The sequence below is a fragment of the Prevotella sp. FD3004 genome, assembly GCF_000746155.1.
In the GTDB taxonomy this organism is placed as follows: domain Bacteria; phylum Bacteroidota; class Bacteroidia; order Bacteroidales; family Bacteroidaceae; genus Prevotella.
This window is the reverse complement of record NZ_JQKR01000011.1, coordinates 113189-136921: the sequence shown is the minus strand read 5'-3', so window position 1 is coordinate 136921 and position 23733 is coordinate 113189. Positions and strand designations below refer to the sequence as shown.

The 23733-nt window shown below is 48.2% G+C and carries 21 protein-coding genes, 1 pseudogene and 1 riboswitch; of the genes and pseudogenes, 1 reads left to right on the top strand and 21 read right to left on the bottom strand.

Translation table 11 applies throughout. The features are described 5' to 3' along the window. Positions 1-6: 6 nt before the first annotated feature. The 5 genes and pseudogenes from dnaA to T325_RS02935 all read right to left on the bottom strand — a co-directional run. Positions 7-1413, bottom strand: coding sequence for a chromosomal replication initiator protein DnaA (dnaA, locus tag T325_RS02955; RefSeq protein WP_036910455.1), 1407 nt, complete (start codon positions 1411-1413; stop codon positions 7-9). 322 nt (positions 1414-1735) lie between these two features. Beyond that, positions 1736-2632: an MlaD family protein gene (locus tag T325_RS02950; protein WP_036910288.1), complete on the bottom strand. Its 897-nt coding sequence runs from the start codon at positions 2630-2632 to the stop codon at positions 1736-1738. A gap of 12 nt (positions 2633-2644) precedes the next feature. Next, positions 2645-3907: an N-acetylmuramoyl-L-alanine amidase family protein gene (locus tag T325_RS02945; RefSeq protein WP_036910287.1), complete on the bottom strand. Its 1263-nt coding sequence runs from the start codon at positions 3905-3907 to the stop codon at positions 2645-2647. Between the two features lie 4 nt (positions 3908-3911). Continuing rightward, a complete protein-coding gene (gene folB / locus T325_RS02940) occupies positions 3912-4280 on the bottom strand; it encodes a dihydroneopterin aldolase (RefSeq protein ID WP_036910286.1) in 369 nt (122 codons plus the stop codon). 41 nt (positions 4281-4321) lie between these two features. Continuing rightward, a pseudogene (locus T325_RS02935) lies at positions 4322-4762 on the bottom strand (ribonucleoside-triphosphate reductase); the annotation flags it as partial. A gap of 231 nt (positions 4763-4993) precedes the next feature. On the opposite strand from T325_RS02935, the gene T325_RS02930 reads away from it, so the two are divergent. Next, the gene (locus T325_RS02930; RefSeq protein WP_051949669.1) at positions 4994-5779 is read left to right on the top strand and encodes a nitroreductase family protein; all 786 of its coding nucleotides are present in this window, start codon (positions 4994-4996) and stop codon (positions 5777-5779) included. Positions 5780-5901: 122 nt separating this feature from the next. Here T325_RS02930 and T325_RS02925 read toward each other — a convergent pair whose 3' ends face one another. The 16 genes from T325_RS02925 to T325_RS02850 form a co-directional block, all read right to left on the bottom strand. Then, complete coding sequence (locus T325_RS02925; protein ID WP_036910285.1) at positions 5902-7356, bottom strand: MFS transporter; 1455 nt, start codon at positions 7354-7356, stop codon at positions 5902-5904. 2 nt (positions 7357-7358) lie between these two features. Next, the gene (gene kduI, locus T325_RS02920) at positions 7359-8333 is read right to left on the bottom strand and encodes a 5-dehydro-4-deoxy-D-glucuronate isomerase (protein WP_036910283.1); all 975 of its coding nucleotides are present in this window, start codon (positions 8331-8333) and stop codon (positions 7359-7361) included. Positions 8334-8422: 89 nt separating this feature from the next. Continuing rightward, positions 8423-9790, bottom strand: coding sequence for a PTS galactitol transporter subunit IIC (locus T325_RS02915; protein WP_036910282.1), 1368 nt, complete (start codon positions 9788-9790; stop codon positions 8423-8425). 119 nt (positions 9791-9909) lie between these two features. After that, entirely contained in the window at positions 9910-11571 is a 1662-nt protein-coding gene (locus T325_RS02910) for a DUF6377 domain-containing protein (protein WP_036910281.1), read from the bottom strand. Positions 11572-11654: 83 nt separating this feature from the next. After that, positions 11655-12146 carry a peptidase associated/transthyretin-like domain-containing protein gene (locus T325_RS02905; protein ID WP_231622180.1) on the bottom strand — a complete coding sequence of 164 codons (492 nt, stop codon included), beginning with the start codon at positions 12144-12146 and terminating at the stop codon, positions 11655-11657. Between the two features lie 184 nt (positions 12147-12330). Next, positions 12331-13134: a bifunctional hydroxymethylpyrimidine kinase/phosphomethylpyrimidine kinase gene (gene thiD / locus T325_RS02900; RefSeq protein WP_036910278.1), complete on the bottom strand. Its 804-nt coding sequence runs from the start codon at positions 13132-13134 to the stop codon at positions 12331-12333. Then, entirely contained in the window at positions 13125-13667 is a 543-nt protein-coding gene (locus T325_RS02895) for a thiamine phosphate synthase (RefSeq protein ID WP_036910276.1), read from the bottom strand. The genes thiD and T325_RS02895 overlap by 10 nt, the downstream gene beginning before the upstream one ends. After that, positions 13664-14797 (bottom strand): 2-iminoacetate synthase ThiH, encoded by a 1134-nt coding sequence (thiH, locus tag T325_RS02890; RefSeq protein WP_013065566.1) that lies wholly within the window; start codon positions 14795-14797, stop codon positions 13664-13666. Before thiH ends, T325_RS02895 begins: the two co-directional genes overlap by 4 nt. Before the next feature lie 8 nt (positions 14798-14805). Next, positions 14806-15606, bottom strand: coding sequence for a HesA/MoeB/ThiF family protein (locus T325_RS02885; RefSeq protein WP_036910275.1), 801 nt, complete (start codon positions 15604-15606; stop codon positions 14806-14808). Between the two features lie 13 nt (positions 15607-15619). Continuing rightward, on the bottom strand, positions 15620-17206 hold the full coding sequence (gene thiC / locus T325_RS02880) for a phosphomethylpyrimidine synthase ThiC (RefSeq protein ID WP_036910452.1): 1587 nt from the start codon (positions 17204-17206) through the stop codon (positions 15620-15622). A gap of 10 nt (positions 17207-17216) precedes the next feature. Further along, the gene (locus T325_RS02875; protein ID WP_036910274.1) at positions 17217-17990 is read right to left on the bottom strand and encodes a thiazole synthase; all 774 of its coding nucleotides are present in this window, start codon (positions 17988-17990) and stop codon (positions 17217-17219) included. After that, positions 17983-18603 carry a thiamine phosphate synthase gene (locus T325_RS02870; RefSeq protein ID WP_231622179.1) on the bottom strand — a complete coding sequence of 207 codons (621 nt, stop codon included), beginning with the start codon at positions 18601-18603 and terminating at the stop codon, positions 17983-17985. The genes T325_RS02875 and T325_RS02870 overlap by 8 nt, the downstream gene beginning before the upstream one ends. A gap of 5 nt (positions 18604-18608) precedes the next feature. Further along, a complete protein-coding gene (gene thiS / locus T325_RS02865; RefSeq protein ID WP_036910272.1) occupies positions 18609-18806 on the bottom strand; it encodes a sulfur carrier protein ThiS in 198 nt (65 codons plus the stop codon). Continuing rightward, a riboswitch (TPP riboswitch) is annotated at positions 18793-18895 on the bottom strand. It overlaps the preceding gene by 14 nt. Before the next feature lie 182 nt (positions 18896-19077). After that, positions 19078-21351 carry a glycoside hydrolase family 3 C-terminal domain-containing protein gene (locus tag T325_RS02860; protein WP_156097628.1) on the bottom strand — a complete coding sequence of 758 codons (2274 nt, stop codon included), beginning with the start codon at positions 21349-21351 and terminating at the stop codon, positions 19078-19080. Positions 21352-21379: 28 nt separating this feature from the next. Beyond that, entirely contained in the window at positions 21380-22627 is a 1248-nt protein-coding gene (locus tag T325_RS02855; RefSeq protein ID WP_036910269.1) for a glycoside hydrolase family 5 protein, read from the bottom strand. A 6-nt stretch (positions 22628-22633) separates the two neighbouring features. After that, positions 22634-23716, bottom strand: a complete 1083-nt coding sequence (locus T325_RS02850; protein WP_036910451.1) for a family 16 glycosylhydrolase — start codon at positions 23714-23716, stop codon at positions 22634-22636. Positions 23717-23733 lie beyond the last annotated feature (17 nt).

Here is a 23733-nt window from a genome sequence, read left to right as displayed (position 1 = left end):
ATTATGTTATTGTTTCAGTTTAAACGAATTTTCAATACTACTAATCTCAGCCACAAAAGCCTTGTCAATCTTCAAACGTTTCTCAATGGTATTGCAACTATGAATTACCGTTGAGTGATCACGATTGCCAATAAGTTGACCAATACGGGCTGCAGAAAGTTTGGTATGCTTCTGAGCCAGATACATAGACACCTGACGCACTTGAACATAATTACGCTTGCGACTTTTACTGAATGCACTCGACTGACTGACACCATAATGATGGCACACCTTCTCGAGAATATCATCAACAGTAAGCGGATGATTATCAATCTTCACAGAACGTTTGATGACACGCTCAGCCAAACGCATATCGATATTTGAGTTGTAAACGATTGAATAGGCCATCAGCGAATTAACCACACCCTCCAAATCACGCACACTGCCATTAGCTGTCTCAGCGATATACTGAATCACATCCGATGGAATGCTCAAACCATCACGACGACATTTTGAGGTGAGAATGTCGACACATAACTGCACATTAGGCTTTTCCAACTCAGCAATCAGTCCACAGGCGAAACGTGTGAGCAAGCGATCCTTCATGCCTTGAAGATCTACAGGAGGACGGTCGCTAGCCAGAATGATCTGTTTACCATTGCGGAACAGGTGATTGAAGATGTGGAAGAACGTGTCAAGTGTCTTAGGAGAGTTAACCCACTCCTGAATGTCATCAACGATCAGCACATCAATAGACTGATAGAAATTGATGAAGTCGTTGGTGGTGTTCTGACGCACAGAATCAGTAAACTGCACCTGAAACAGACGAGCACTAACATAGAGTACACGCTTATTCGGATAAGTTTCCTTACAACGCACGCCAATGGCATTAATCAGGTGGGTTTTACCACAGCCTGAAGGACCATAGATGAAGAAGGGGTTGAATGTGGTTTTACCTGGATGCTCCGCAATTGAGAGTCCTACAGTGCGAGACAACTTATTGCTGTCACCTTCTATATAGTTTTGGAATGTCTTCTTGGGGTCGAGTTGAGGATTCAGCTGCTGGGGAGTGGCCGCATCAAGCGTTGAAGGCGACTTATTACCCTGAGGAGCAGGGTGAGACATATCCATACTGGGGCCATCGCTCTCAATCTCTACAGTACCATTACCAGTCTGAACTGCCACGATTCTGTAACGTAGTATCACATTAGTACCAAACACACGCGCAAGCACCTTACTTAATAGTCCAACGTAGTACTGCTCCAAGTACTCGTACACGTACGGACTCGGAACCTGCACCAATAACGTATGATCCTGCTCCGAGTAAGACTCGAAGGTGATTGGTGCGAACCACGTTTTAAACTGCTGCTCAGTAACGTTAGCCCTAATCAGATTAAGGCAGTTGTCCCAGAGCGCCTGATGACTATTTTTCATTGGCGTTGTTTTATGTTTGCGACAATATTTATTAGTTACAAGACCGTAGGCTTGTGATTTATAATTGTGGTGCAAAGTTCGCATTTTTTTTTCAATTATGCAAATGCACATTTTTTAGCCACGTGTGTACAATCAAATATAACTACCTCATAATCGGCAAGTTAACCCGTTTCACGCAAGAATATACAGATTTATACACTTGCAAAAAGACAACACACTAATAATCAGCAGTATACAACGTTTTCAACACCCCCACAAAATGACTTATCAGCTTAGAAAAGAGATAGAGAGTAAAATCTCATTTATTTAGACAAAATCTAAATTAATCATTTTTTCTTCCGAAAACCGAGAAGTGTACATAGCGTTTTGGATGAGTTTTTAAATCTATCATCAGGGAGTCTGCGTGCATCATCGTAGCATTCAAATTACTATAAAGACTCGGGTCTCTCATCAGTAATCCCAAAGTGCCCTCTGTGCTGTTCAGTTTGGCCGTCATCTGCTCCACATTCTTCAGAGTGGTATTAACGCTTACCATGGTTGTGGCAATATCGAGGTTATTCAGACTCTCAGTCAACTGATTGGTATTAGCCAGCACACCATCTGCATTCTTAAGTATCTGAGGCATCTGCTGATTCAAACTGGCCGTTAGCCGATTCAAGTCCTGACTAGTCTTAGTCAGATTTGCAGTTATCTGGTCAACATGATGCAGAGAGTTAGCTATAGCCGGGTCAGCCAACAGGGTGTTCACACTTGCCAAAATAGAATCGAGTTTAGGTAACATCTGTTGTATTTGTGGTATCATGCCTGCAGCCTGTCCCAAGGCCCCCAACTGTTGACCACCACAGATAGTGTCACCTGAGGCAATGGCACTCGCAGAACCTAATTTGAGCTCCACCTTTACATTTCCCATCATGTCGGTACATATCTCAGCCCTACTGTCTGCAGGAACAGCCAATTTATTGTCGATACTTATCTGAGCCACGATATCACCCGTCTTCTGGTAGTTATAAACAATTTCTTCTACAACACCTACACGATAGCCATTGGCATAGATAGGACTAGCCACCGACAATCCGCTCACATCCTGGAATTTCACATAGTAACTATTATCAGTAGAGAACAGCGTCATGCCTTTCAGGAACTGAAGTCCGACGTACAGTACGACAATGCCAACGATTGCAACCAAAGCAATCTGAACCTCTTTAGATAATTTCTTCATAACTCGTTTCTTTTATTTCTTTCTATTCTTGAAATCCTTTATAGCTGCATTGACATCAGTCCGAGCGCCATCCTTGAAAGCAATGACGAATGCACCTGGGAATTTCTCTGATACTTCTTTGCGTTTCTGATTTATCTCGTTATAATTTTCTGACGAGCCTACCGTATATTTGTACATGCCTCCCTCCTGATAGTAGTCTACACCTGTAAGACCCTTCAGTCGGGCATCGCCTGCCTTTATTTTCGAAGAACTGACTAAAATCTGAACCTTGAACACAGGAGCTATTGACGTAGTTCTAGCAACAGGGGCTGGTTCTGCAATAGGAACTGCCATGGCCGCAGGTTCGGAAACCATCGTCCGCAGGACCGTATCCTGAATATCTACTGGGCCGGACTGTAACTCCGTTGTGGGTTCTTCCTGCCTGGACTGCAGAATCTCCTTTTGTTGTGGTTTGGGATTTTCTACAGGCATATAAGGAATGGTAATGCTACCGCCATGACGCTTACGATAATTAAGGAACGCATTGAATACCCCACGAGCATACTGACTCTCAGCAGCAGCGGAGTTCATATAAACCTCCTCGTCACGTGTAGAGATAAATCCCAACTCTATCAGGCAACCCGGCATCGACGACAAGCGCAGTACAGCCAAATTATCCTGTTGAGCTCCCATATCCTGTCGGCCTGTTGCCTGACACACATATTTCTGCATATACTTGGCCAGCTCCACACTATTCTCCATGTTCTTATCCTGGATAAATTCAAACATGATATTGCTTTCTGGCGAATTGGGGTCATAGCCCTGATAAGTCTGCTTATAGTCTTTTTCAAGGAAGATTACCGAGTTCTCGCGCTTGGCCACTTCCAGATTTTCTATCACCCCCGTCATTTTTCCCGTACGTTTGCTGGTACCCAACGTATAGGTTTGGAAGCCTCGTGCCACACGCCCTTTAGGCAAAGCGTTGATATGGAATGAGATAAAGAGGTCGGCCTTTGCCTTATTGGCTATCTCTGCACGACGATAGAGCTCCACGAACTTATCTGTCTTTCGGGTATAAACCACATTGACATCGGGGCAGTTATTTTCCACCAATCGCCCAAAGGCCAATGCGAACTTCAGCGTCAGGTTCTTCTCCTTCGAGATAGCTCCCACCGCACCCGTATCATGCCCGCCATGACCAGCATCAATCACCAAGGTAAACTGCTTATTGGCTGCATGAGCCGAAAAAGCTGCACACAGTAAAAAAAGTCCTAATATGTTTCTAACTACCTTCACCTTTTTACCTTATCCAATGTATTTCCACACCTGCACCATCACAATCTGCTCCCATGGGAGGATTCCGCTTGGTGAGCGTCAGATCAACGGATGTCACTTGCGGAAACGTATGTTCTATAGCTTTTATGATCCGACCTGCCACGTGCTCAAGCAACTTGGAGGGCTGGCACATCTCTTGCGCCACAAGGTCGTACAAAGCAGCATAGTTCAAGGTGTCATCCACCTCATCACTCTCCACTGCATTCTCCAACGGATAGCCCACACGGAGATTAACGATGAATTCTCCTCCAACCCTGCTTTCCTGCGATAACACCCCATGGAACGCATGGAAGCGGACATCCCGCAAAAACACATATCCATCAATCAGCGTCATTCCTCACAATTATCCTGTTCAAAATCATCATGGTTTCCAGGAATATATTTCTTCAAGGCCCGCTCAACACCCGTCTTCCAAGTATTGATGCTCTCATCCTTCAACGAGAGTGAAGCCACAAGTTTGATAACATGCTCCAACGGCATGCGATAGCGAAGCACACCAGAGATAAGTTTCGCATAATTCCAATACTCTGGGTTGAACTTCTCTGAGAGGCCCTCTACCGTTGTTTTATAACCGCGTTTATTCTCAAACTGGAAATCGTAGCGCTTACTACCATCAGTGTTTATCTGCTTAAGAATCTTGCCATGGGTCACGTTTTTGGGCAATATAATACCCTCTTCATCGTCCTGAAGACCTGTAAATATCTCATACGGATAACCATCAAGCAGACCAACGAGCGCCACCCACTTTTCTTTATTGTTCTGAAAGCGCACCACGTCACACTCAAGGACCTGAGGCCTAACCTCAGTAATCTCAGGAATCACCGTCATCAGCCTCTCCTCCAGCACTATTGCAATTTGTTCCTCAGTGAGGGGAGCGTTCTGCTTTAGACCAGCTATGGCCAACTCATGAGCCACACGCTTTAATGTTTCCTTACGAATATCTTCTTCCATAATCTGATATATTTTGGCGACAAAGTTACGAATAAATTGAGAATAATAGATTAATAATTAAGAAATATTTGTATCTTTGCGACCAAAAACAACAAAATGAAATCAATTCTCACTAGAAGAACGATACGTAAGTATGCTAATCGCGATATTAGTGACGAGCTACTTGAGCGTTTGCTGACACAGGCTGCTCGCACGCAGACCATGGGGAATCTACAACTTTACAGCGTTGTTGTTACCCGCAGTGAAGAAATGAAACAGAAGCTGGCGCCAGCCCACTTCAACCAGCCCATGGTTAGCGAAGCCCCCATCATACTGACCATCTGTGCCGACTTTAACCGCACTAGTTTCTGGGCCAAGTGTCGTAAAGCCGAACCTGGCTACAACAACTTTCTATCGTATATCAACGCAGCTACCGATGCGCTGCTCTACACACAGACTCTATGCAATCTGATGGACGAGGAAGGACTGGGCTATTGCTACTTAGGAACAACTATTTATCAGCCCCAGCAGATTATCGACATTCTAAAACTGCCTAAGCTCGTAATGCCAGTGGCCACACTCACCATAGGATGGCCAGCAGAAGAACCTCCGCTCTCCGATCGACTACCCTTAGAGAGTTTCGTGCATCAGGAGACATACAAGGACTATCTGGCTACAGACATCGACACCTATTATAATTATAAGGAGAACTTGGAGGAGAACCGCAACTTTGTGAATATCAATCACAAAGAAACCCTCGCCCAGGTTTTTACCGATATCCGCTACACTCGCAAAGACAACGAGGCGATGTCGAAGGGACTACTCGAAGCCCTCGTCTACCAAGATTTCCTCCCCCACACCATTTTGCAAGGTTCTTATGTAGGCACGGATTACACGGAGTAAGTCCTCGCGCATGATAGTTTTTGACACGGATTAACACCGCTTTTTATAAAAACACGGCCTTAGTTATTATGCTAAAGCCGTGTCTTAAATTTATTTAAGCCGCGTTAATCCGTGCCTAAAAACTATTCCACAACGATGGGCTTGTATTTTGGAACAAGTGCCTTCATGATGCACCATCCAATGAGATAAGCTACAGCACAGATACAGAACACAACCATATAAGCAGCAGGTTTACCCTCAAAGCCAAAGAACTGGAAGGCATTGCCCTGCTCTGCTGCCCAAGTGAAAAACTCACCCGATCCCATATTAATAGCCATCGAGCCGAAACCACCCGTCATCGTACCCAGTCCGACAATTGTACCAATGGTGCTCTTGGGGAACATATCACCAATTGTTGAAAAGAGATTGGCACTCCATGCCTGATGGCCAGCACCCAGCAGACCAATCAAGATAGCAGGCCACCATGCACTATATGCACCTAAAGGTTGGGCCAGCAATCCCAACACGGGGAAGCAAGCAAAGATTAGCATCGCACGCATACGTCCCAAATAGGGATTCATGCCTTTCTTATCCACGAAGTAGGTTGGCAGATAACCACCACCGATAGAAAGTATAGTTACAATCAGATAGAGAGTGAAGATCAACAAGATACCCATCGTTGAATCCGAGGTATAACCATACTGGTCACTGAAATAGGCTGGTGCCCAGAACAGGAAGAACCACCACACGCCATCTGTCATCAACTTACCAACAAGAAACGCCCATGTCTGACGGAAGGTAAAACACTTCAAGAATGGAATAGCCTTTTCCTCCTTCACCTTATTGCGATCCTGCACCTCAGCAATATCACTATCCTGCTCGATATAGTTCAATTCTGCTTGATTCACGTACTTACTCTTACGCGGTTTCTCATAAAGCCACATCCAGAGCCCCATCCATACATAACCTAGGACACCGATAATAACAAAAGCCATCTCCCAGCCCCAGGCACGAGCCAGCAGGGGGATAGTGGCAGGAGCAGCCAAGGCACCAACAGAGGCTCCGCTGTTGAAGATTGAGGTTGAGAAAGCACGGTCTTTCTTTGGGAAATACTCCGCCGTCGCCTTGATGGCAGCAGGGAAGTTACCAGCCTCACCAACAGCCAGTATCATACGACAACTCAAGAAGAGCCATACAGAAATGGTGGCAATAGCTACAGCAGCATCGCTACCTGCCTGAACGGCACGCAGAGCCTCGAGAGAGTTGTAGCCTTCGATATTCATGGCCACCCATCCACAACCAGCATGCATCACAGCACCTGTAGACCATACGAAGATTGCGATAAGATACCCCTTCTTCGTTCCCATCCAGTCGATAAATTTACCAGAAAACAAGTTGGCAATAGCATAGAACAACGAGAACATACCCGTAATCTTACCATAGTCGGCATCAGTCCAATGGAAATCGATGGCAATAAAGTCCTTCCATGTTAATGACAAGACCTGACGGTCCATATAGTTTACAGTTGTTGCCAGAAAAAGCAACGCACAGATGACCCAGCGGAAGTTGGACATCTTTGTTGTTTGTACAGGTGCCATAGTTATCTGATATCAATTACGGGAATGTTGTCCTTATCGTTATAATAAAGGTTCTCGCCAGCCATACCCCAGATGAAGGTATAGTAGTAAGTACCTGCTGCTGCGTGAATACTCCACTCTGGCGACATAATAGCCTGTTCGTTGTGCAACCAGACCACACGACTCTCTTCCGGCTGTCCCATGATATGAGCGATGGTCTGTTCCTGAGGCAGGTTGAAGTAGTAGTAAGCCTCAATCCTTCGTCCATGAGTATGAGGAGGCATCGTATTCCAAGCTGCGCCAGGATTCAGCTGTGTCAAACCGAGCTGTAACTGACAGGGGCCCTCCTCCAGCACATCGTTCACGATGAGCTTGTATACAGTACGGTTATTGCATTCTTCCAGCGAACCTACAGGTCCCCATACGGCAGCTTTCAGAGACCCCTTACGTCCATCGAGTGTAATCCACTGTGTCTTATAGTGCTGGTGGGCTGTAGCAGAATTCAGATAGAACTTAGCAGGCATATTGGCGTCCTTCGAGCGAAACAGCACTTCCTTGTTGACATCCTTGTCCTTGGCAATATGGCCACGTCCGATGTAGAGAGCTTCCTTCGGAGAGAGGGCATACTCCTTACCATCTACTATCACCACGCCGTCACCCTCACCACAGTTCACTATACCCAACTCGCGATTATAGAGAAAATACTTATCCTTGATGCCTGGATCAACATCAAGTCCCAAATCACGGAAATTCTCCAGTTTCAGGGTTTTAGTTACAGGCATGGCGCCACCAAAGATGAATCGGTCGTAATGCGAGTAGGTCAGGTTTATCTCATCAGCAACCATCACCTTCTCCATCACAAAGCGCTCACGCAGCGTCTTCGTATCGTAATGCTTTACATCTTCAGGATGGCAAGCGGTCTGAAAGTTCACATTCTGCTGCGCCATTCCACTCTGTATGACCATCATCAGGGTCATCGTAAGAAACGTTTTCTTCATTTTATAAATAGTTTAAGTTATTCAATAATTTATTTTTGCACGGATTTACATTGTTTTCTGTGTTAATCAGTGTCATCCATTCCCATTAATTATTTCGCTGCTTTTTCATCAGCAATGATTCTTTTGCGGTTCCAAAACACCATTGCAATGGTGATGACAGTCAGGATAACAGCACCCACGTATGCCAGACTATTCACACACTTATAGATTACCCAACCGAAAAGCGAACTTGCGAAATCAAGCGCCCCTGCTTGAAATCCCTCAGGTATCTTTGCAGCAGGATCCTGAGTCTGGACATATACAGCCTGAGCAGCCTGTGTGAAGGCAGGAGCCATGTCGGTAACAAACCATAAGCCAATGGCCACAGCAACAAAACCCACAATCAACGTTTTCACCACGTTTCCCTTTGTATAAGGTAGCACCATCACAAACACATAAAACATGCCTGCCAGCGAAGCCAAAGGCAGAAACTCGTTACCCGGCAGTATCACAGCCAGCAACAGAGCTAGGGGTATCAAAATCAGCGAGGCCACCAACGTAGTTGGATGACCTATCACCAGTGCAGGTGACATGCCGATAAACACTTTTCTGCCGTTAAATTTCTTCTTCACCACTTCCTGAGTCATCTCTGCTATAGGCTTCAGTCCGTCGATAAAAAGTTTCGTGATTCTTGGTATCAACTCCATCACTGCACCCATAGTCACGCCCAGAAAAAGCACTTTTTTAATATCAAGCTGTGCCACAGCGCCAATCAGCGCACCTACGATAACACCCAGCACAATGGGTTCACCAAGCACGCCGAATTTCTTCTTCAGGCCATCTGCATCGATGTCAAGTTTTGAGAATCCTGGGATCTTGTCAAGCAACCAGTTCACCCCAATGGCAAAAGCCGTAAAACTCTGGCAGAATGGCTGTGGAATAGAGATACCGTCCATATCCTCATAGTAGCTTTGGAACTTCGAAGCGGTCAGGTCGGCCATCACCAACGTATTGATATAGCATACGATGGCAGCGAAGTATCCCCATGCCAGACTCTGATCCATCACGAAATAAGCCACGGCACCAATAAAAGCGAAATGCCAGTAATTCCACAAGTCGATGTTCACCGTGCGGGTGGTCTTGGTAATCAGCATCAGGAAATTCACCCCCAGACAGATGGGGATAATCAGCGCCCCCACAGCCGTATTATAGGCAACAGCTGCGGCGGCAGGCCAGCCCATATCAAACACGCCGAGTTGAAGGTTATATAGTCTTGAGATTTCGCTCAGCGGATCACCAAAGTTATTAGTCAGCAGCGCTGTCACAATACCTAGTCCCACGAAACCAACACCTACATAGAGTCCTGATTTTAAAGACTTTCCAAACTTCAGACCGATGCATAGGCCGATGATGGTAAACAGGATCGGCATCATCACCGATGCACCCAGACTGATAATGTAACTGAATACTTGTTCCATTTCTTTGTTTTATTATTAGTTTTATTTGTTTTGCGTGCAAAATTAATAAAAAAAAGCGAAACGCCTTGCATTTCGCCTTCTTTTTTTACGTTATCGTTAACGCTGCTCTTATCATCCGTCTATTGGGGCATACCAAGCAGTTTCACCCTCCGTTCGAAACTTTCTCGGTTGTCAAGCGCGCCATTCTTGATTCTGGCACGATAGTTATAGATAGTATTCACCGAATAGTGCAGGAACTCGGCAATCTTCGACGAGTCCTCAATGCCCAAACGTATCAGTGCGAATATACGTATCTCTGTAACCAGTCTGTTCTCTTCCTTTGGTGTGATTCTCATTTCTGGCTGCAACAAAGCATTGAAGTCGTCTACGAAGTGGGGGAATAAGTGTAGGAACACCGAGTCGAAATTGTGAAGCAGTTCTTCCAACTCCTTCTCCTTCAACTCTGTCGACTTAGATATCCTATACAACTCGTCTAGTTCCTTGTTCTTCATCTTTTTGTTCACCATTTTCCGATAGTCATCCAACTTGTCGATATACTGCGAGCACAGGCTCATAAACCGCCCTATATACTCCTCTTTCACGCTGTTACTTTCAGAGAGCTGCGAATTGAGTGTTGAGAGTTGTGCATTCAAAGTCGACAGCTCATCAGTTTGAGTAGCTAGTCGTCTGTTTGCAGCTGCCAATTCTTTATTTGAAGTCTTCAAGTCGTTACGAGCTGTAGCAAGCTGACGATTACGACGGTGCAGGAACAATAGCACACCCAGCAGTAGCAAGGCCAGTATGCTCACCACCACTACCGACGCCCAAAGCACCCTTGTGTTGTGCGCCACCGCCTTTTGATAGTTCTTCTCTATCACGTTCAGTATCGGTGTTATCTGCCAAGAGCGCATACGGGTGTTAAATCGGTTATTACAGTCCCACGTAAACCTGATATACTGATACGAGCGGTCCAAATCACCATCGGTATTCAGAAGGTCGGCTAAAGCCAATAGCGACGCCTGGTCCATTACAGCATGACGCACGTCGCTCAATGCCGACTGTGCCAGCCAGTATTTACGATCATCGTCGTTGTTGCTACTCAGCGAACGATAATAACAGGCTATAGCGTAGTCGCGACTGTCAGGACTTACGCGTTTTACCCACTGGTCGCTCAACTGTCGGGCTTCGTCCGTGCGTTTCTGCTCCTGCAACTGATAGACGCGGTACATCATATAGGTAGGATCCTGATGGTCGATGAGCGAGAAGAGCGAGTCGCGATACAGACTCTGTTGACGAAAATACTCCTCTTTCAGCGAAAGTACGTTCGAATAGTAGCCCAACTCGCCATATACATGCATCTGCGACTGATAGTAGTTCTGCAGTCCTGTGCTGTCCAGTTGTTTCTTGTTGATTCTGTGCAAGAAGGCCAACGCTTCGTTGTAATAGCCCACGGTAGAACACTGGAAAGCCATTAGCGCCCTACAATTACCCACAAGTACATCGTTTCCCTGTTCCTCTGCCCATCGCTCTGCCTCACTGAGATAGTGCAGGGCAGAGTCGTTCATAAAGGCCTTGTACTGCTCATAGAGTTGGAAGGCCAGTCCATACTTTTCTTCAGGCGTCCGAGCATTCTGGTATTGCCGATACACGCCCTCCGTCTGCTGCTCATATTGCGCCACGGTCTCGGGCGATAGTTCTATGGCCTCGTCGAGCTGACGGAGAATCGAGCCGTAGTCGTTCTCCTGAGCATACACGACACTCACCACTGCCATGAACAGCCAAGTAATCAGTAGTTTATTCATGATTGCAGTCTTTGTTTATGCGCCACAAAGATAGACATTTATTTCCATCCGTGCAAGCAAAGTGGAAAAAAAAGATATTCCATCTAATAGTTTTCAAGTATTTCCTTCAGGCGTTTCTTACGTAGTTCTTTTTTGTAGCCAGGCCGCCACCTCTTTGGAAGAACGGCAGCGACAGCCTTCCACAAATCCAGCCTCAGGGCTACGCCAGGGTCGATGGACGCAAGTTCTGCCTCGGTCTTTTCCATCTTCAGGCGTTTCTTCAACTCTTCATAGTTTCGCGACTTACCATGTCCAAACACCACTACTTCCTTCAGATTCAGCAGTTTCGATATCATATAGATTGTGTCACCCACTTCTTTGAGGTTGATAATACGCGGTTCGTAGTTCACATGTGAAAAAGAAACGGTCCTGCAACTGTCTGACACATTTACCTTGCCCAACGAGTCGGTAGTGGCAACGCCGTCTTTGCTTACCACGTTAGCCCCCACTACTGGTATAAGTGTCTCAATGTCAACCACCCGCAGTTGTCGTTGTGCCTGTCCTACAATGGGAACCACCAGCAACGACATAAGCATAAACCACGTTGCAGTGGTCCATAAACTTATCCGACGTCTACGTATTGTTATCATCTTATCAGTCTAACTGGTGTGCAAATATAGACATAATAATCTTTTTCCTTTAAACCTCTCAAAACATTTTCAGATTAATTAGAAATAGCTCCATCTTTTTTTAGAATATTCATCATCCCAACGCCATGCGTTAAAATTTGTCACCAATAGGTGGTAATAGCGGACCGTGGCCATGACCGATGTGAATGGTAACAGAACGACGGATGGCATCGGTGAGATATTGCTTGGCTTGCTTGACAGCATCGGGCAAACTGGCACCCTTTGCCAAACAGGAAGCGATGGCTGACGAGAGGGTGCAGCCTGTGCCGTGAAGATTACTACTATGAATCTTCCTTGTAGAGAACTGACTGACAGTACCGTCAGCCCCAAAAAGCCAGTCAGTCATTTGAGATGAGTCGGCATGACCGCCCTTGAGTAGGAAGGCGGTGGCATAATGATGCGACAGGACAATTCCCGCCTGCTGCACATCGTCAGACGGGACATGCTCATCAATGATGCCCTCCAACAGAGATTGGGCTTCTGGCAGATTAGGAGTAATAAGGGTACAGAGCGGAAAGAGTTGACGGGTGATATAGGTGATGGCGTCGGGATGCATAAGTGGATAACCACTGGTGGAAATCATCACAGGGTCGTAGACCACAGGAACGCGACAAGTTCTTAAAGCCTCTACAATAACCTCAGCCACAGTTTGATTAGGAATCATACCTATCTTAACAGCATGAGGCTCAAGGTCGCTCAGTACAGAGCACAACTGTGAGAACACCACATCGGGCGGAACAGGCATAGAAGCCTGTACACCCAGCGTATTCTGCGAAGTGACAGAGGTGATGACTGTGGCACCATAGCAACCCAGTGCCGTGATGGTCTTGAGATCCTGCTGGATGCCGGCTCCTCCTGAAGGGTCGCTACCAGCAATAGTTAATACTATTTCCATGCGTCGCCGAGAATCATGGCTCCTCCAAAGCCTATTTTTAGAATTAAGTTTATCTTATCGAAAGTAACTCCGCCCAAAGCCATGACACGATGATCGATAAGTCCCTTCTGTCGCGCTTCAGTCAGTTGATAAAGCTTGAACGCCGAACGATAACCCCGTTTAGAGATGCTGTCAAAAACAGGACTAAGACTCATATAGGCATAAGGTTTTCTGCGGCACTCAGCCAACTCTGCGAGTGAATGGCATGAAATGCTGACGTCCCCACTCCACTGCCCCCCTGATGGCGGATGGGGATTCCGGCGATTGAGATGAACGCCACGAAGAGCATATTTCACCGCCAAGTCGAAATGGTCGTGCAACACTAAACGATTGTAAAAGTCAGAAGACAACTCGCATAGCAACTGTTCTATCTCATCGCGACTAGCTTCAGGTTTACGGATATGGATGAGGTCGGCCCTGCCGCTTGTGAGCATATCAGTGATACGCTCTACCTCGCCTTCAAAGAAATCAGGGCGCGTAAGGACTATAATCATACACACTTCTTACACATATCGAACGAGGCATCCCAATCCTTCCAAACGGGTTCGCGACCCAGTTCCTTCAGACGGGTGTTTATCACCTTAGCCGTGCGCTCATCGCTTACCGTAAATTGCTCCAAGGCCTGTGGATAGGTGTGGTAGCCACCAGGATTCACATGGCTCTCGGCCGACATGGTGGTTACGCCTAAGGTACACATGTTGTCGCGGATGTAAGCGGGTTCGCGGGTACTGTACGAGATGTCGACATCGTGGTCGAAGATACGCATGGCAAACGTGGCTTGTGCCAGTTCGCGATCGGTCATAAAGCAGTTGGGCTGGAATCCCTCGTTCTGGGCCGGGCGCATACGGGGGAAATTGATGCTGTACTTGGTGCGCCAATAGTGCTTCTGCAGATAGCGCAGGTGGTGCGCCATCATCGTAACATCGGTACGCCACTCTTTCTCCAGACCGATCAGCACACCCATACCGATAGAGTGTACGCCAGCCTGCCCCATACGGTCGAACCCGTCGCAGCGCCATTCAAAACGGCTCTTCATGCCACGTGGGTGATACAGCTGGTAGTGCTCGCGGTTGTAGGTTTCCTGAAAGCAGATCACACCATTCAGACCGTGATGAGTCAGCTCGCGATACTCCTCCATCTTCAGCGGCATCACCTCGATCTTGATGTTCGAGAAGTAGCGCTTGGCAATATCGATGGCTTTTGCCAGATAAGGCACTCCCGCCTTGGCTGGGTTCTCGCCAGTTACCAGCAGGATGTTCTCGAAAGGTGCCAACTGCTTGATGGCACGGTACTCGTCCTCAATCTGTTCGGGTGTGAGGATGGTGCGTGCCATAGGGTTTTCGCGATGAAAACCGCAATATACACACGAGTTAGAGCACGAGTTGGTGATATACAGCGGGATAAACATCGACATGGTGCGCCCGAAACGCTCCTCGGTGTATTTACGCGAGAGTCGGGCCATCTGCTCTAAGTAAGGTTCGGCTGCAGGCGACAGCAGGGCCATGAAGTCGTTCACATCGCAACGACTCTTGCCTAAGGCACGGCGCACATCGGCATCGGTCATGCTGGCTATGCGCTCGGTGGTTTCCTGCCAACTTATGTTTTTAAGTTCGTCACTAAACATTTTTTCGTTTATTTTGATTTACAGGGTTTGAAAGCATACTCCTTCAACTGGTGTATCGAAGGATGAGTGCCACAGAGTTCGCAGCTTTCACGCTTGCCAAAGTCGAAGCGCTGCCACTGCATGCTGAGGGCATCGAAGGTAAGCATACTGTTGGTGAGCAAATGCCCCACCCCAGCTAAGTATTTGATACACTCGGTGGCCTGCACAGTACCTAACATGCCGGCTATCGAGCCTAACACACCCACCATGGCGCAAGTCTCCACATCCTGCTTGGCAGGGGGCTCGGGAAACAGACAACGGTAACAGGCCGAACCGGACACGTGGGTCATCAGCTGTCCACTATACTTGCTGATACCACCCATGGTAAAAGCCTTGCCTTGCATCACACAGGCATCGTTTACCAGATACTTGGTGGCAAAGTTGTCGGTACCGTCAATCACGAAATCATAGGGCTGAATCAGTTCCATGGCGTTGGTCTCGCTCAGATAGGTCTCGTAAGTTTCAACGCACACATCGGGGTTGATGGCCTGCATACGTTCGCGAGCCACTTCTACCTTGGGGCGCCCTACATCGGGCGTGCTGTGCAGCACCTGACGCTGCAGGTTGGTAATACTCACGGTATCACCATCCACCACACCGATGGTGCCTACGCCAGCTGCTGCCAGATACAGGGCCACAGGCGAGCCTAAACCGCCTGCACCAACCAGCAGCACCTTAGCCTGCAGCAGTTTGCTTTGTGCCTCAGGACCAAAGCCTTCCAGTATCAGGTGGCGGTTATAACGCCGTCGTTGTTCGCTCGTTAGTTCCATTAATGATTAATCTTTAATGTTTAATCCTCCTAAGGTCGTGCGTCAGCTTGGCAGCGCAGAAGTTAGGTCCGCACATGGTGCAGTACTCGCCGTCGGTATGACCTGCCTCGGTGAAATACTGCAGCGCTAGTTCGGGATCCAACGACAGGTGGAACTGATCGCGCCAACGGAACTCGAAACGGGCTTTCGACAGGGCGTTATCGCGGATGGTGGCACCGGGGTGTCCCTTAGCCAGGTCGGCAGCATGGGCAGCTATCTTATAGGCGATGATACCTGCGCGTACATCGTCCTTATTAGGCAGAGCCAGATGCTCCTTGGGGGTTACGTAGCAAAGCATGGCGGTTCCGAGCCAGGCTATCTGCGCACCACCGATGGCACTGGTAATATGATCGTAGCCTGGAGCGATATCGGTAACAATAGGTCCGAGGGTGTAGAAAGGTGCCTCGTGACACTTCTCCAACTGGCGCTCCATGTTCTCCTTGATTTTATGCATGGGCACATGACCGGGACCCTCGATAAAGGCCTGCACGTTCTTCTCCCAGGCACGTACCACCAACTCACCCATGGTGTCGAGCTCAGCAAACTGGGCGGCATCGTTGGCATCGGCAGTACAGCCAGGGCGCAAACCATCGCCCAGCGACAGGGCTACATCGTACTTGGCCACGATATCACAGATATCATCAAAGTGCTCATATAAGAAGCTCTCCTGATTGTGCAGCAGGCACCACTTACTCATAATGCTACCGCCACGACTCACGATACCACACAAACGACTATCAGCCAGATGCACGTTGTGGCGACGGATACCAGCATGGATGGTAAAGTAATCCACACCCTGCTCGCACTGCTCAATCAGCGTGTCGCGATACACCTCCCAGGTCAGGTTTTCCACCCTGCCATCCACCTTTTCCAAAGCCTGATAGATGGGCACGGTGCCTACGGGTACAGGACAGTTACGCAGAATCCACTCGCGGGTTTCGTGAATGTTGTTACCCGTAGAGAGGTCCATCAGCGTATCGCCACCCCACTTACACGACCATACGGCCTTGTCCACCTCTTCGTCGATGCTGGATGTGGTAGCCGAGTTGCCGATGTTTGTATTGATTTTCACCGCAAAGTTGCGTCCGATAATCATCGGCTCGCTCTCGGGGTGATGAATGTTAGCGGGGATAACGGCACGTCCGCGAGCCACCTCATCTCGTACATATGCGGGGGTGATATGACTCTCGATACCCAGTGCCTGACAATTCATGTTTTCGCGAATAGCCACGTACTCCATCTCAGGAGTGATGATGCCTGCCTTGGCACATGCCATCTGGGTAATACCCTGTCCTTTCTGGGCGCGATCGGCTATCCACTGCTGACGCATAGGGGGCAGTCCCTTCTTCAGGTCAACCGTGTAGTTGGGGTCGGTATAAGGTCCGCTGGTATCGTAGATATACACTGGTGCGTTGGGCTCCATGTGGGGGGTACCGTCGTCATCGCGGGTTACGGTGGGGGTCAGGTTTACCTTAGTCATACCCACCTTTACATCAGGGTACAACTGGCCCTGCATATAGAATTTCTCACGCTGTGCGTAAGCTTTGTGATCATTTATCATATTTTGAACTTTAAACATTAAGAAATGCGGTTAATGGGCTGGAGGCTTCGGCGCAATCGGCAATGGCTCCTAAGCCTGCCTCGTAGGCCTGGCGACCGGCAATCACAGCCTGACGGAAGGCATCGGCCATTTTTACGGGATTGCCTGCTACGGCAATGGCAGTATTCACCAGCACGCAGTCGGCACCCATCTCCATCGCCTCGGCAGCATGACTGGGGGCACCGATACCAGCATCAACCACTACAGGCACAGTAGCCTGGTCGATGATAATCTGCAAAAAGTCCTTCATTCTCAAGCCCTTGTTGGTACCGATGGGGGCTGCTAATGGCATCACTGTAGCTGCACCAGCCTCTTCCAGATGCTTACACAGCGTGGGGTCGGCCTGGCAGTATGGCAGCACCACAAAGCCCAGTTTTACCAACTGCTCGGTGGCTTTCAGTGTCTCAACCGAGTCGGGCAACAAGTAGCGTGGGTCGGGGTGTATCTCCAACTTCAACCAGTTGGTGCCAAAGGCCTCGCGGGCCATCCGGGCAGCAAACACCGCCTCTTCAGCATTACGCACACCCGATGTATTGGGCAGCAGCTGTATGTTGGGGTTCTGGGTGATGTGTGTCAGCAAATCGTCGTTCTTGTCGTCGAGTTCCACACGTTTCATGGCAACGGTAACCATCTCCGATCCCGAAGCCTCGATAGCCTGGGCCATCAGCGCATTGTTGTTAAACTTGCCTGTGCCCAGAAACAAACGAGAGTTAAACTCCCGTCCTGCAATTACTAATTTACTCATGATTAACTATGTTTGTTAAGTGTTTCATTTCGTCAATGGGGTTTGCGGCTCGCAGCACCGTACCACTCAGGGCTATGCCGGTGATGCCGGTAGCCAGTATGGCGGGGATATCCTCCTTGGTAATACCACCGATAGCCACAATGGGTATATCGATATGTGCCGCACGCATCTCGATAATAATCCTGCGGTAGCCATCCAGCCCTAATACAGGCGACAGCTTCTGCTTGGTGGTGGTAAATCGGTAGGGCCCACAACCGATATAATCGGCCCCCGACTCATAGTGGCTCTTCACATCCTCGAACGTGTTGGCTGTTCCACCTATGATATAATCGGGACCTAATAAGCGTCGCGCTTCGGCAATGGGCATATCGTTCTTGCCCAGGTGCACCCCATCGGCCTGCAACTCTTTTACTAATGCCACGCGATCGTCGATAACAAATGTAGCGCCAAACTTCTGGCATAGCTGCTGGGCTTCTATCGCAATGGGGCGCACCTCGTCGTCGGTAGCATCCTTCATGCGTAGCTGTATCCATCGGCACCCACCCTGCAAGGCAAGGGTGATGCTGTCCAAGTAGCTATACTTTTCGGTGTAGTGAGAAATAAACTGTAACATAGTCCTTACCCCCCGCATGCAGCTTTGATAATAGTGATACTGGCGCCCTCTTGTAGGATGGTGGCATCCCAAGATGTGCGTGGTTTCAACTCATTATCGATGGCTATTGCCACACCTTTGGCGGGCAACTGCAATTGGGCGGCAAGCTCGGATACAGTTTTGGCTTGCGTCTCGTGTTCTTTGTTGTTAATCGTTACTTTCATATTGCATTCCTCCGACGGCATTACCCGCTTCAGGTTCTATGGGTATTTTCTCAGCGTTGGCACTTGCCTCAGCACCCCGAATATTTAATTTTGCGCTGCAAAAGTAAGCATATTTTTCCTTTCAAACAAATAATCAGCCTACTTTTTGTTTACGAACACAAAAAAAAGGCACATGCATCTCGCACACGCCTTTCTCATTAGGTTACTTAAAAACTTTTCTTCTTACTACTTATTATCAACTATATAACCAATTTATCATACTAACTTATCATTACATTTTCAACTCAAAAGTACAACGGGCAGGAAGACAGTCGGACGACGTACCGACAAGGGCTTCGAACAGACCTGGCTCGGCCGTCCACCTAGAGTTGCTCTCGTCGTAGAAACTCAATGCACGCTTGTCGATGGTAAGACTTACCTGCTGTGTCTCGCCTGGCTGAAGGAACACCTTCTGGAAGGCCTTGAGTTCCTTAATAGGGCGATCGACACTGGCTTGTCTATCGTTGATATATAACTGCAGAGTCTCTGCACCAGCCCGACGGCCCGTATTGGTGACAGGAATGGTGAAGGTAATCTCGTCGTCAGCAGCTATCTGCAGCTTGTTAGCAGTGAGTTTTCCCAACATAAATGTAGTGTAACTCAAACCATGTCCAAAAGGAAAGAGAGGTTTCACTTTCTGCTTGTCAGTCCAGCGATAACCGACATAGATATCTTCCTTATATGTCTCATCTATAATCTGATGACCCTCGCGCCACGTGCCAGGAAACGCATTGAGCGCATGAGCGCCACACTGCTCCAGACTGTCATACCAAGTAAAGGGTAACTTACCAGAGGGATTCACATCACCTGCAAGCACACTAGCGATGGCCTCACCAGCCTCGGAGCCGATAAACCAGCCCTGAACGACAGCGGGCACCTTAGACAGCCAAGGCATGGCGACACCATTACCACTGATATTAACATAAACAAGACGCTTATTGGCGGCAGCCAGAGCCTCAATAAGACGATCCTGAGCATAAGGCAGACCATATTGTTGACGGTCGTGCCCTTCACAGTCCTGATAATTGCTCTTATTAAGACCACCGAAGATAATCACGACATCAGCCTGACGGGCTTTGTCAACCGCTTCAGCAATAAGCTCATCGGCAGGACGTGTCTCGTAGAGTGAACGACCGACGGTCACACCATTATAACTCTGAATGGTATCACCTACATAGCCACGGGCAAAGTCTATCTGACTACTTTTGAAACGCTCACGGATACCATCAAGTGGCAAAATCTCACGCTGTACCTTCAGCGAAGAGGAGCCTCCACCTACAGTCATCATCTTGATGGCGTTTTCGCCCACCACAAGAATACGCTCAGGTCTCTGGAGTGGTAACAGAGGTTGTCTGGTCTTACCATTTTTAACAGGATCGTTTTTCAACAGTACTACACCCTCCTGGGCTATCTTCAGAGCAGCATTATAATGGCTCTCAGAACAGAGGAAGCCATATGGCTTGTGGCGGTTCATCGTGGTGCGATAGAACAGACGAAGGACACGACGTACTTTCTCGTCGAGTTCTTTCATATTGTATTTACCTTCCTGTATAAGTTTCTTATAGGGCAGAGCAAGGTAATAACTATCATAGGCATTGGTAGCCCCCATGGTCAGACCATCGGTCCACGAACCGAACTCGAGGTCGAGTCCATTGGTGACTGCCTCGTCGGTATCATGACATCCACCCCAATCACTGACTACCACACCATCGTAACGCCAATCCTGTTTCAGAATCTTATTCAGCAGAATGCTATTATGACAGTTGTGTTGGTTTTTATAAAGGTTGTAGGCGCCCATAATACCCCATGTGCCAGCCTCGGTAACGGCTGCTTTGAAGGCAGGCAGATAAATCTCGTGGAGAGCACGCTCACTGACGATAACATTAACCTGATGACGGTACTCTTCGTCGTTGTTTAGTGCATAATGCTTGACGCATGCAGCCACCCCCTTCGATTGGAGACCCTGAATATAAGGTACCACCATACGAGAGGCCAGCCATGGATCTTCACCCATATACTCGAAGTTACGACCACCCAGCGGGGTGCGGTAGATGTTCACGCCAGGACCCAGGATCATGGCTTTGCCACGATAGAGAGCCTCTTCACCTAGGCTCTCCCCATAGAGACGAGCCATCAACGGATTCCAAGTGGCAGCCAGACATGTAAGCGCAGGAAAGGCTACGCACGAGTCATTGGTCTGGCCTGCCTGTTCCCACTCATCCCAAAGCACATCGGGACGAACACCATGAGGACCGTCATCGGTCCAAAGGTCAGGAAATCCAAGACGTTTCACGCCAGGGCTGGAGAACTTTGACTGCGCATGGATTACAGCAATTTTCTCGTCAAGCGTCATACGAGTTAGAGCATCGTCAATACGTTGCTCAACAGGTTTCGTATCGTCAAGATACACGGGTATACTCTGTGAATTTGCGAAAGGTAAAAAGGTAAAAAGGTAAAAAGGCAAGATCTTTACCCATCCTATTTCCTTAAACACGGATTTCGACATGAAATTTATCCTCATTTCTTTTGCTTTTTTACTTATTTTCTTTTTCCTTCATGCCCATGCTCTGGATGTATTCCGTTTGCGACTTGCAGTTCTCCAAACGGCAATTCTCGGCAAACTGCTTCAGCAACTGACGGAATCGGGCTTGGTTGGGACGCGCCTCGCGCCACTCCTGATAGGTATTACGCGATGTCTCAGCGTATTTCACAACGATACTATCCCAACCCTCAGGGCGCTGGATACTCATCATACAAGAGTTGTCTACCTTTTTATAAGGCCAGAATGTGTAGCCGATATTCGCCTCTTTCAGCACTTTGACGAAGTCGCTCTGCCACTCCATGGTGTTATGGCCAAACTCACCCATATACATCGGGCGATTGACTGAGTCGCGGAAATTGATGTAGTGGTTGATAGCCTCTTTGGTTGCCGGACCGCCATAGCGATGACAGGTATACATCAGTTTGTCGTCATAGCTGGTATCGTTGAGCATCCAGAAGAAGCTGTTCCAATGGGCACCACCCAATAGGATGATATGATTCTCGTCGACCGTACGGATGGCCTCAACACAGCGTTTATAAAGGGGTTGGAGAAGGTGATAGAGCGTATCTTTGTTCTCGAAATAGTGAGCAATAGGTTCGTTCATCAATTCATAACCAAGGATGGTGGTCTCGTTCTTATAACGGCAGGCTATCTTCTGCCATATCTGACAGAAAAGTTGCTGTGACGGTTCACTTTCATATATCCAAGGATAGCCATAACCATCGTCAATATTATCGCCTGTCTGTCCACCTGGACAGTCGTGCATATCAAGAATGAGATACAGACCGTTAGCCTTGCACCAGCTCACGACAGAATCGATGCGTTCATAGCCGTCTTTCTGACCAGTTTGTCCCATATAGTCTTCGTCGGTGAAAAGCTTGTAGTTGAACGGCAGTCGGATGGTATTGGCACCCTGACTGGCAATAAAGTCGATGTCGGCACGAGTAACGTAGTTATCCTTGAACTGCTGCCAGAATTCGGCTGTGAAGTCAGGACCAACGGCCTCCTTAAACAGGAGGTCGATCATCCATGCCGAATTGGTTCGTCCAAATCCGAACATATAACCCTCTGGGTTCAACCAATTGCCCAGATTTGTACCCTGAATGAACAATTTTTCACCATTGGGTTTAATCAGGTCATGGCCTTGAATGGTTACAAAACCAGCAGTTCCCTTATGCCCGCCGCCTGCGGTGCAGGCAGCCAATAAAAGCACGACAAGGTATAGGAAATATTTCTTCATATATGATTATTTCTTCTGGAACACACGGATGTAGTCTACCTCCATGGTGGCAGGCAGTGCACTCTCGTCGACGCCTTGGGCACCACCCCAGTCACCACCCCACGCGAGGTTGAAAATGACATAGAATGGATCATCGTAGGGCCAATCGTCACGGCCAAATCCACGGTTGTCGTAGTTCAGCTGCACATTTCCATCCACATAAGTGGTGATATTCTTAGCTGTCCAGAGTATGGCATAGGTGTGAAACTCGCCCTCAGCACCTGGGCACTTCATCTCGTGGGTCACCTGGGTGTTGTTCGAGTGAACGTGAGCGTTTGCGTGGAGACTCGACGATACGTAGTCTGGATGATAACCGACCTCTTCCATGATATCAATCTCGCCATCTGCTGGCCATGACTTGAAGTTGACGGGCATCATCCAAAAGGCAGGCCATGTTCCCTTACCCTTTGGCAGTTTGATGCTGGCTTCAATATAGCCGTAGGTCCAACCCTGCTTTACCTTGGCATACACACGACCAGAATATATCTTTCCATTTTCTTTCAAAGCCGTGATACGCAGGGTACCGTTTTTCACCTGAGTAACAAGTGCGCCATCAGGTGTCTTATGATTCACGTAGTTCTGTAACTCGTGATTCACCCAGCCAGAGTTCTTCACCTCGTGGGTCCAGTCTGCTGCATTCAGCTCCGAACCCGACTCAAACTCATCCTGCCACACCAGAGTATAGCCGTCTGGAGCATTATAGGCTGGTTTCTCGGCAGCAGCCTGGGTGATACTGACTGTCTTGCGGGCTGTGCCCGACATGATGATAACACGACCTGTGCGTTCTGTGGTATTAGGATTACTATCGATGGTAACGACCACCGAATTAGACGAATACCGGACGTTAGCCTTCACAAAATCCCCTTCGGCATACGCCCCCCACTCCTGACCAGTCGTAGTGACGGTAATATCGTAGACACCTCCAACGGCTGGAGCATTGACGGTCTCCACTGAGGTGGTGATAACAGGCACTACGGGGTCGGGGGTATCGTCTCCCCCGCTGCAGCCCATCAGGACTGCAGCAAGAGAGATCATTAAATAACTCAGCATGAATTTTCTCACTTTAT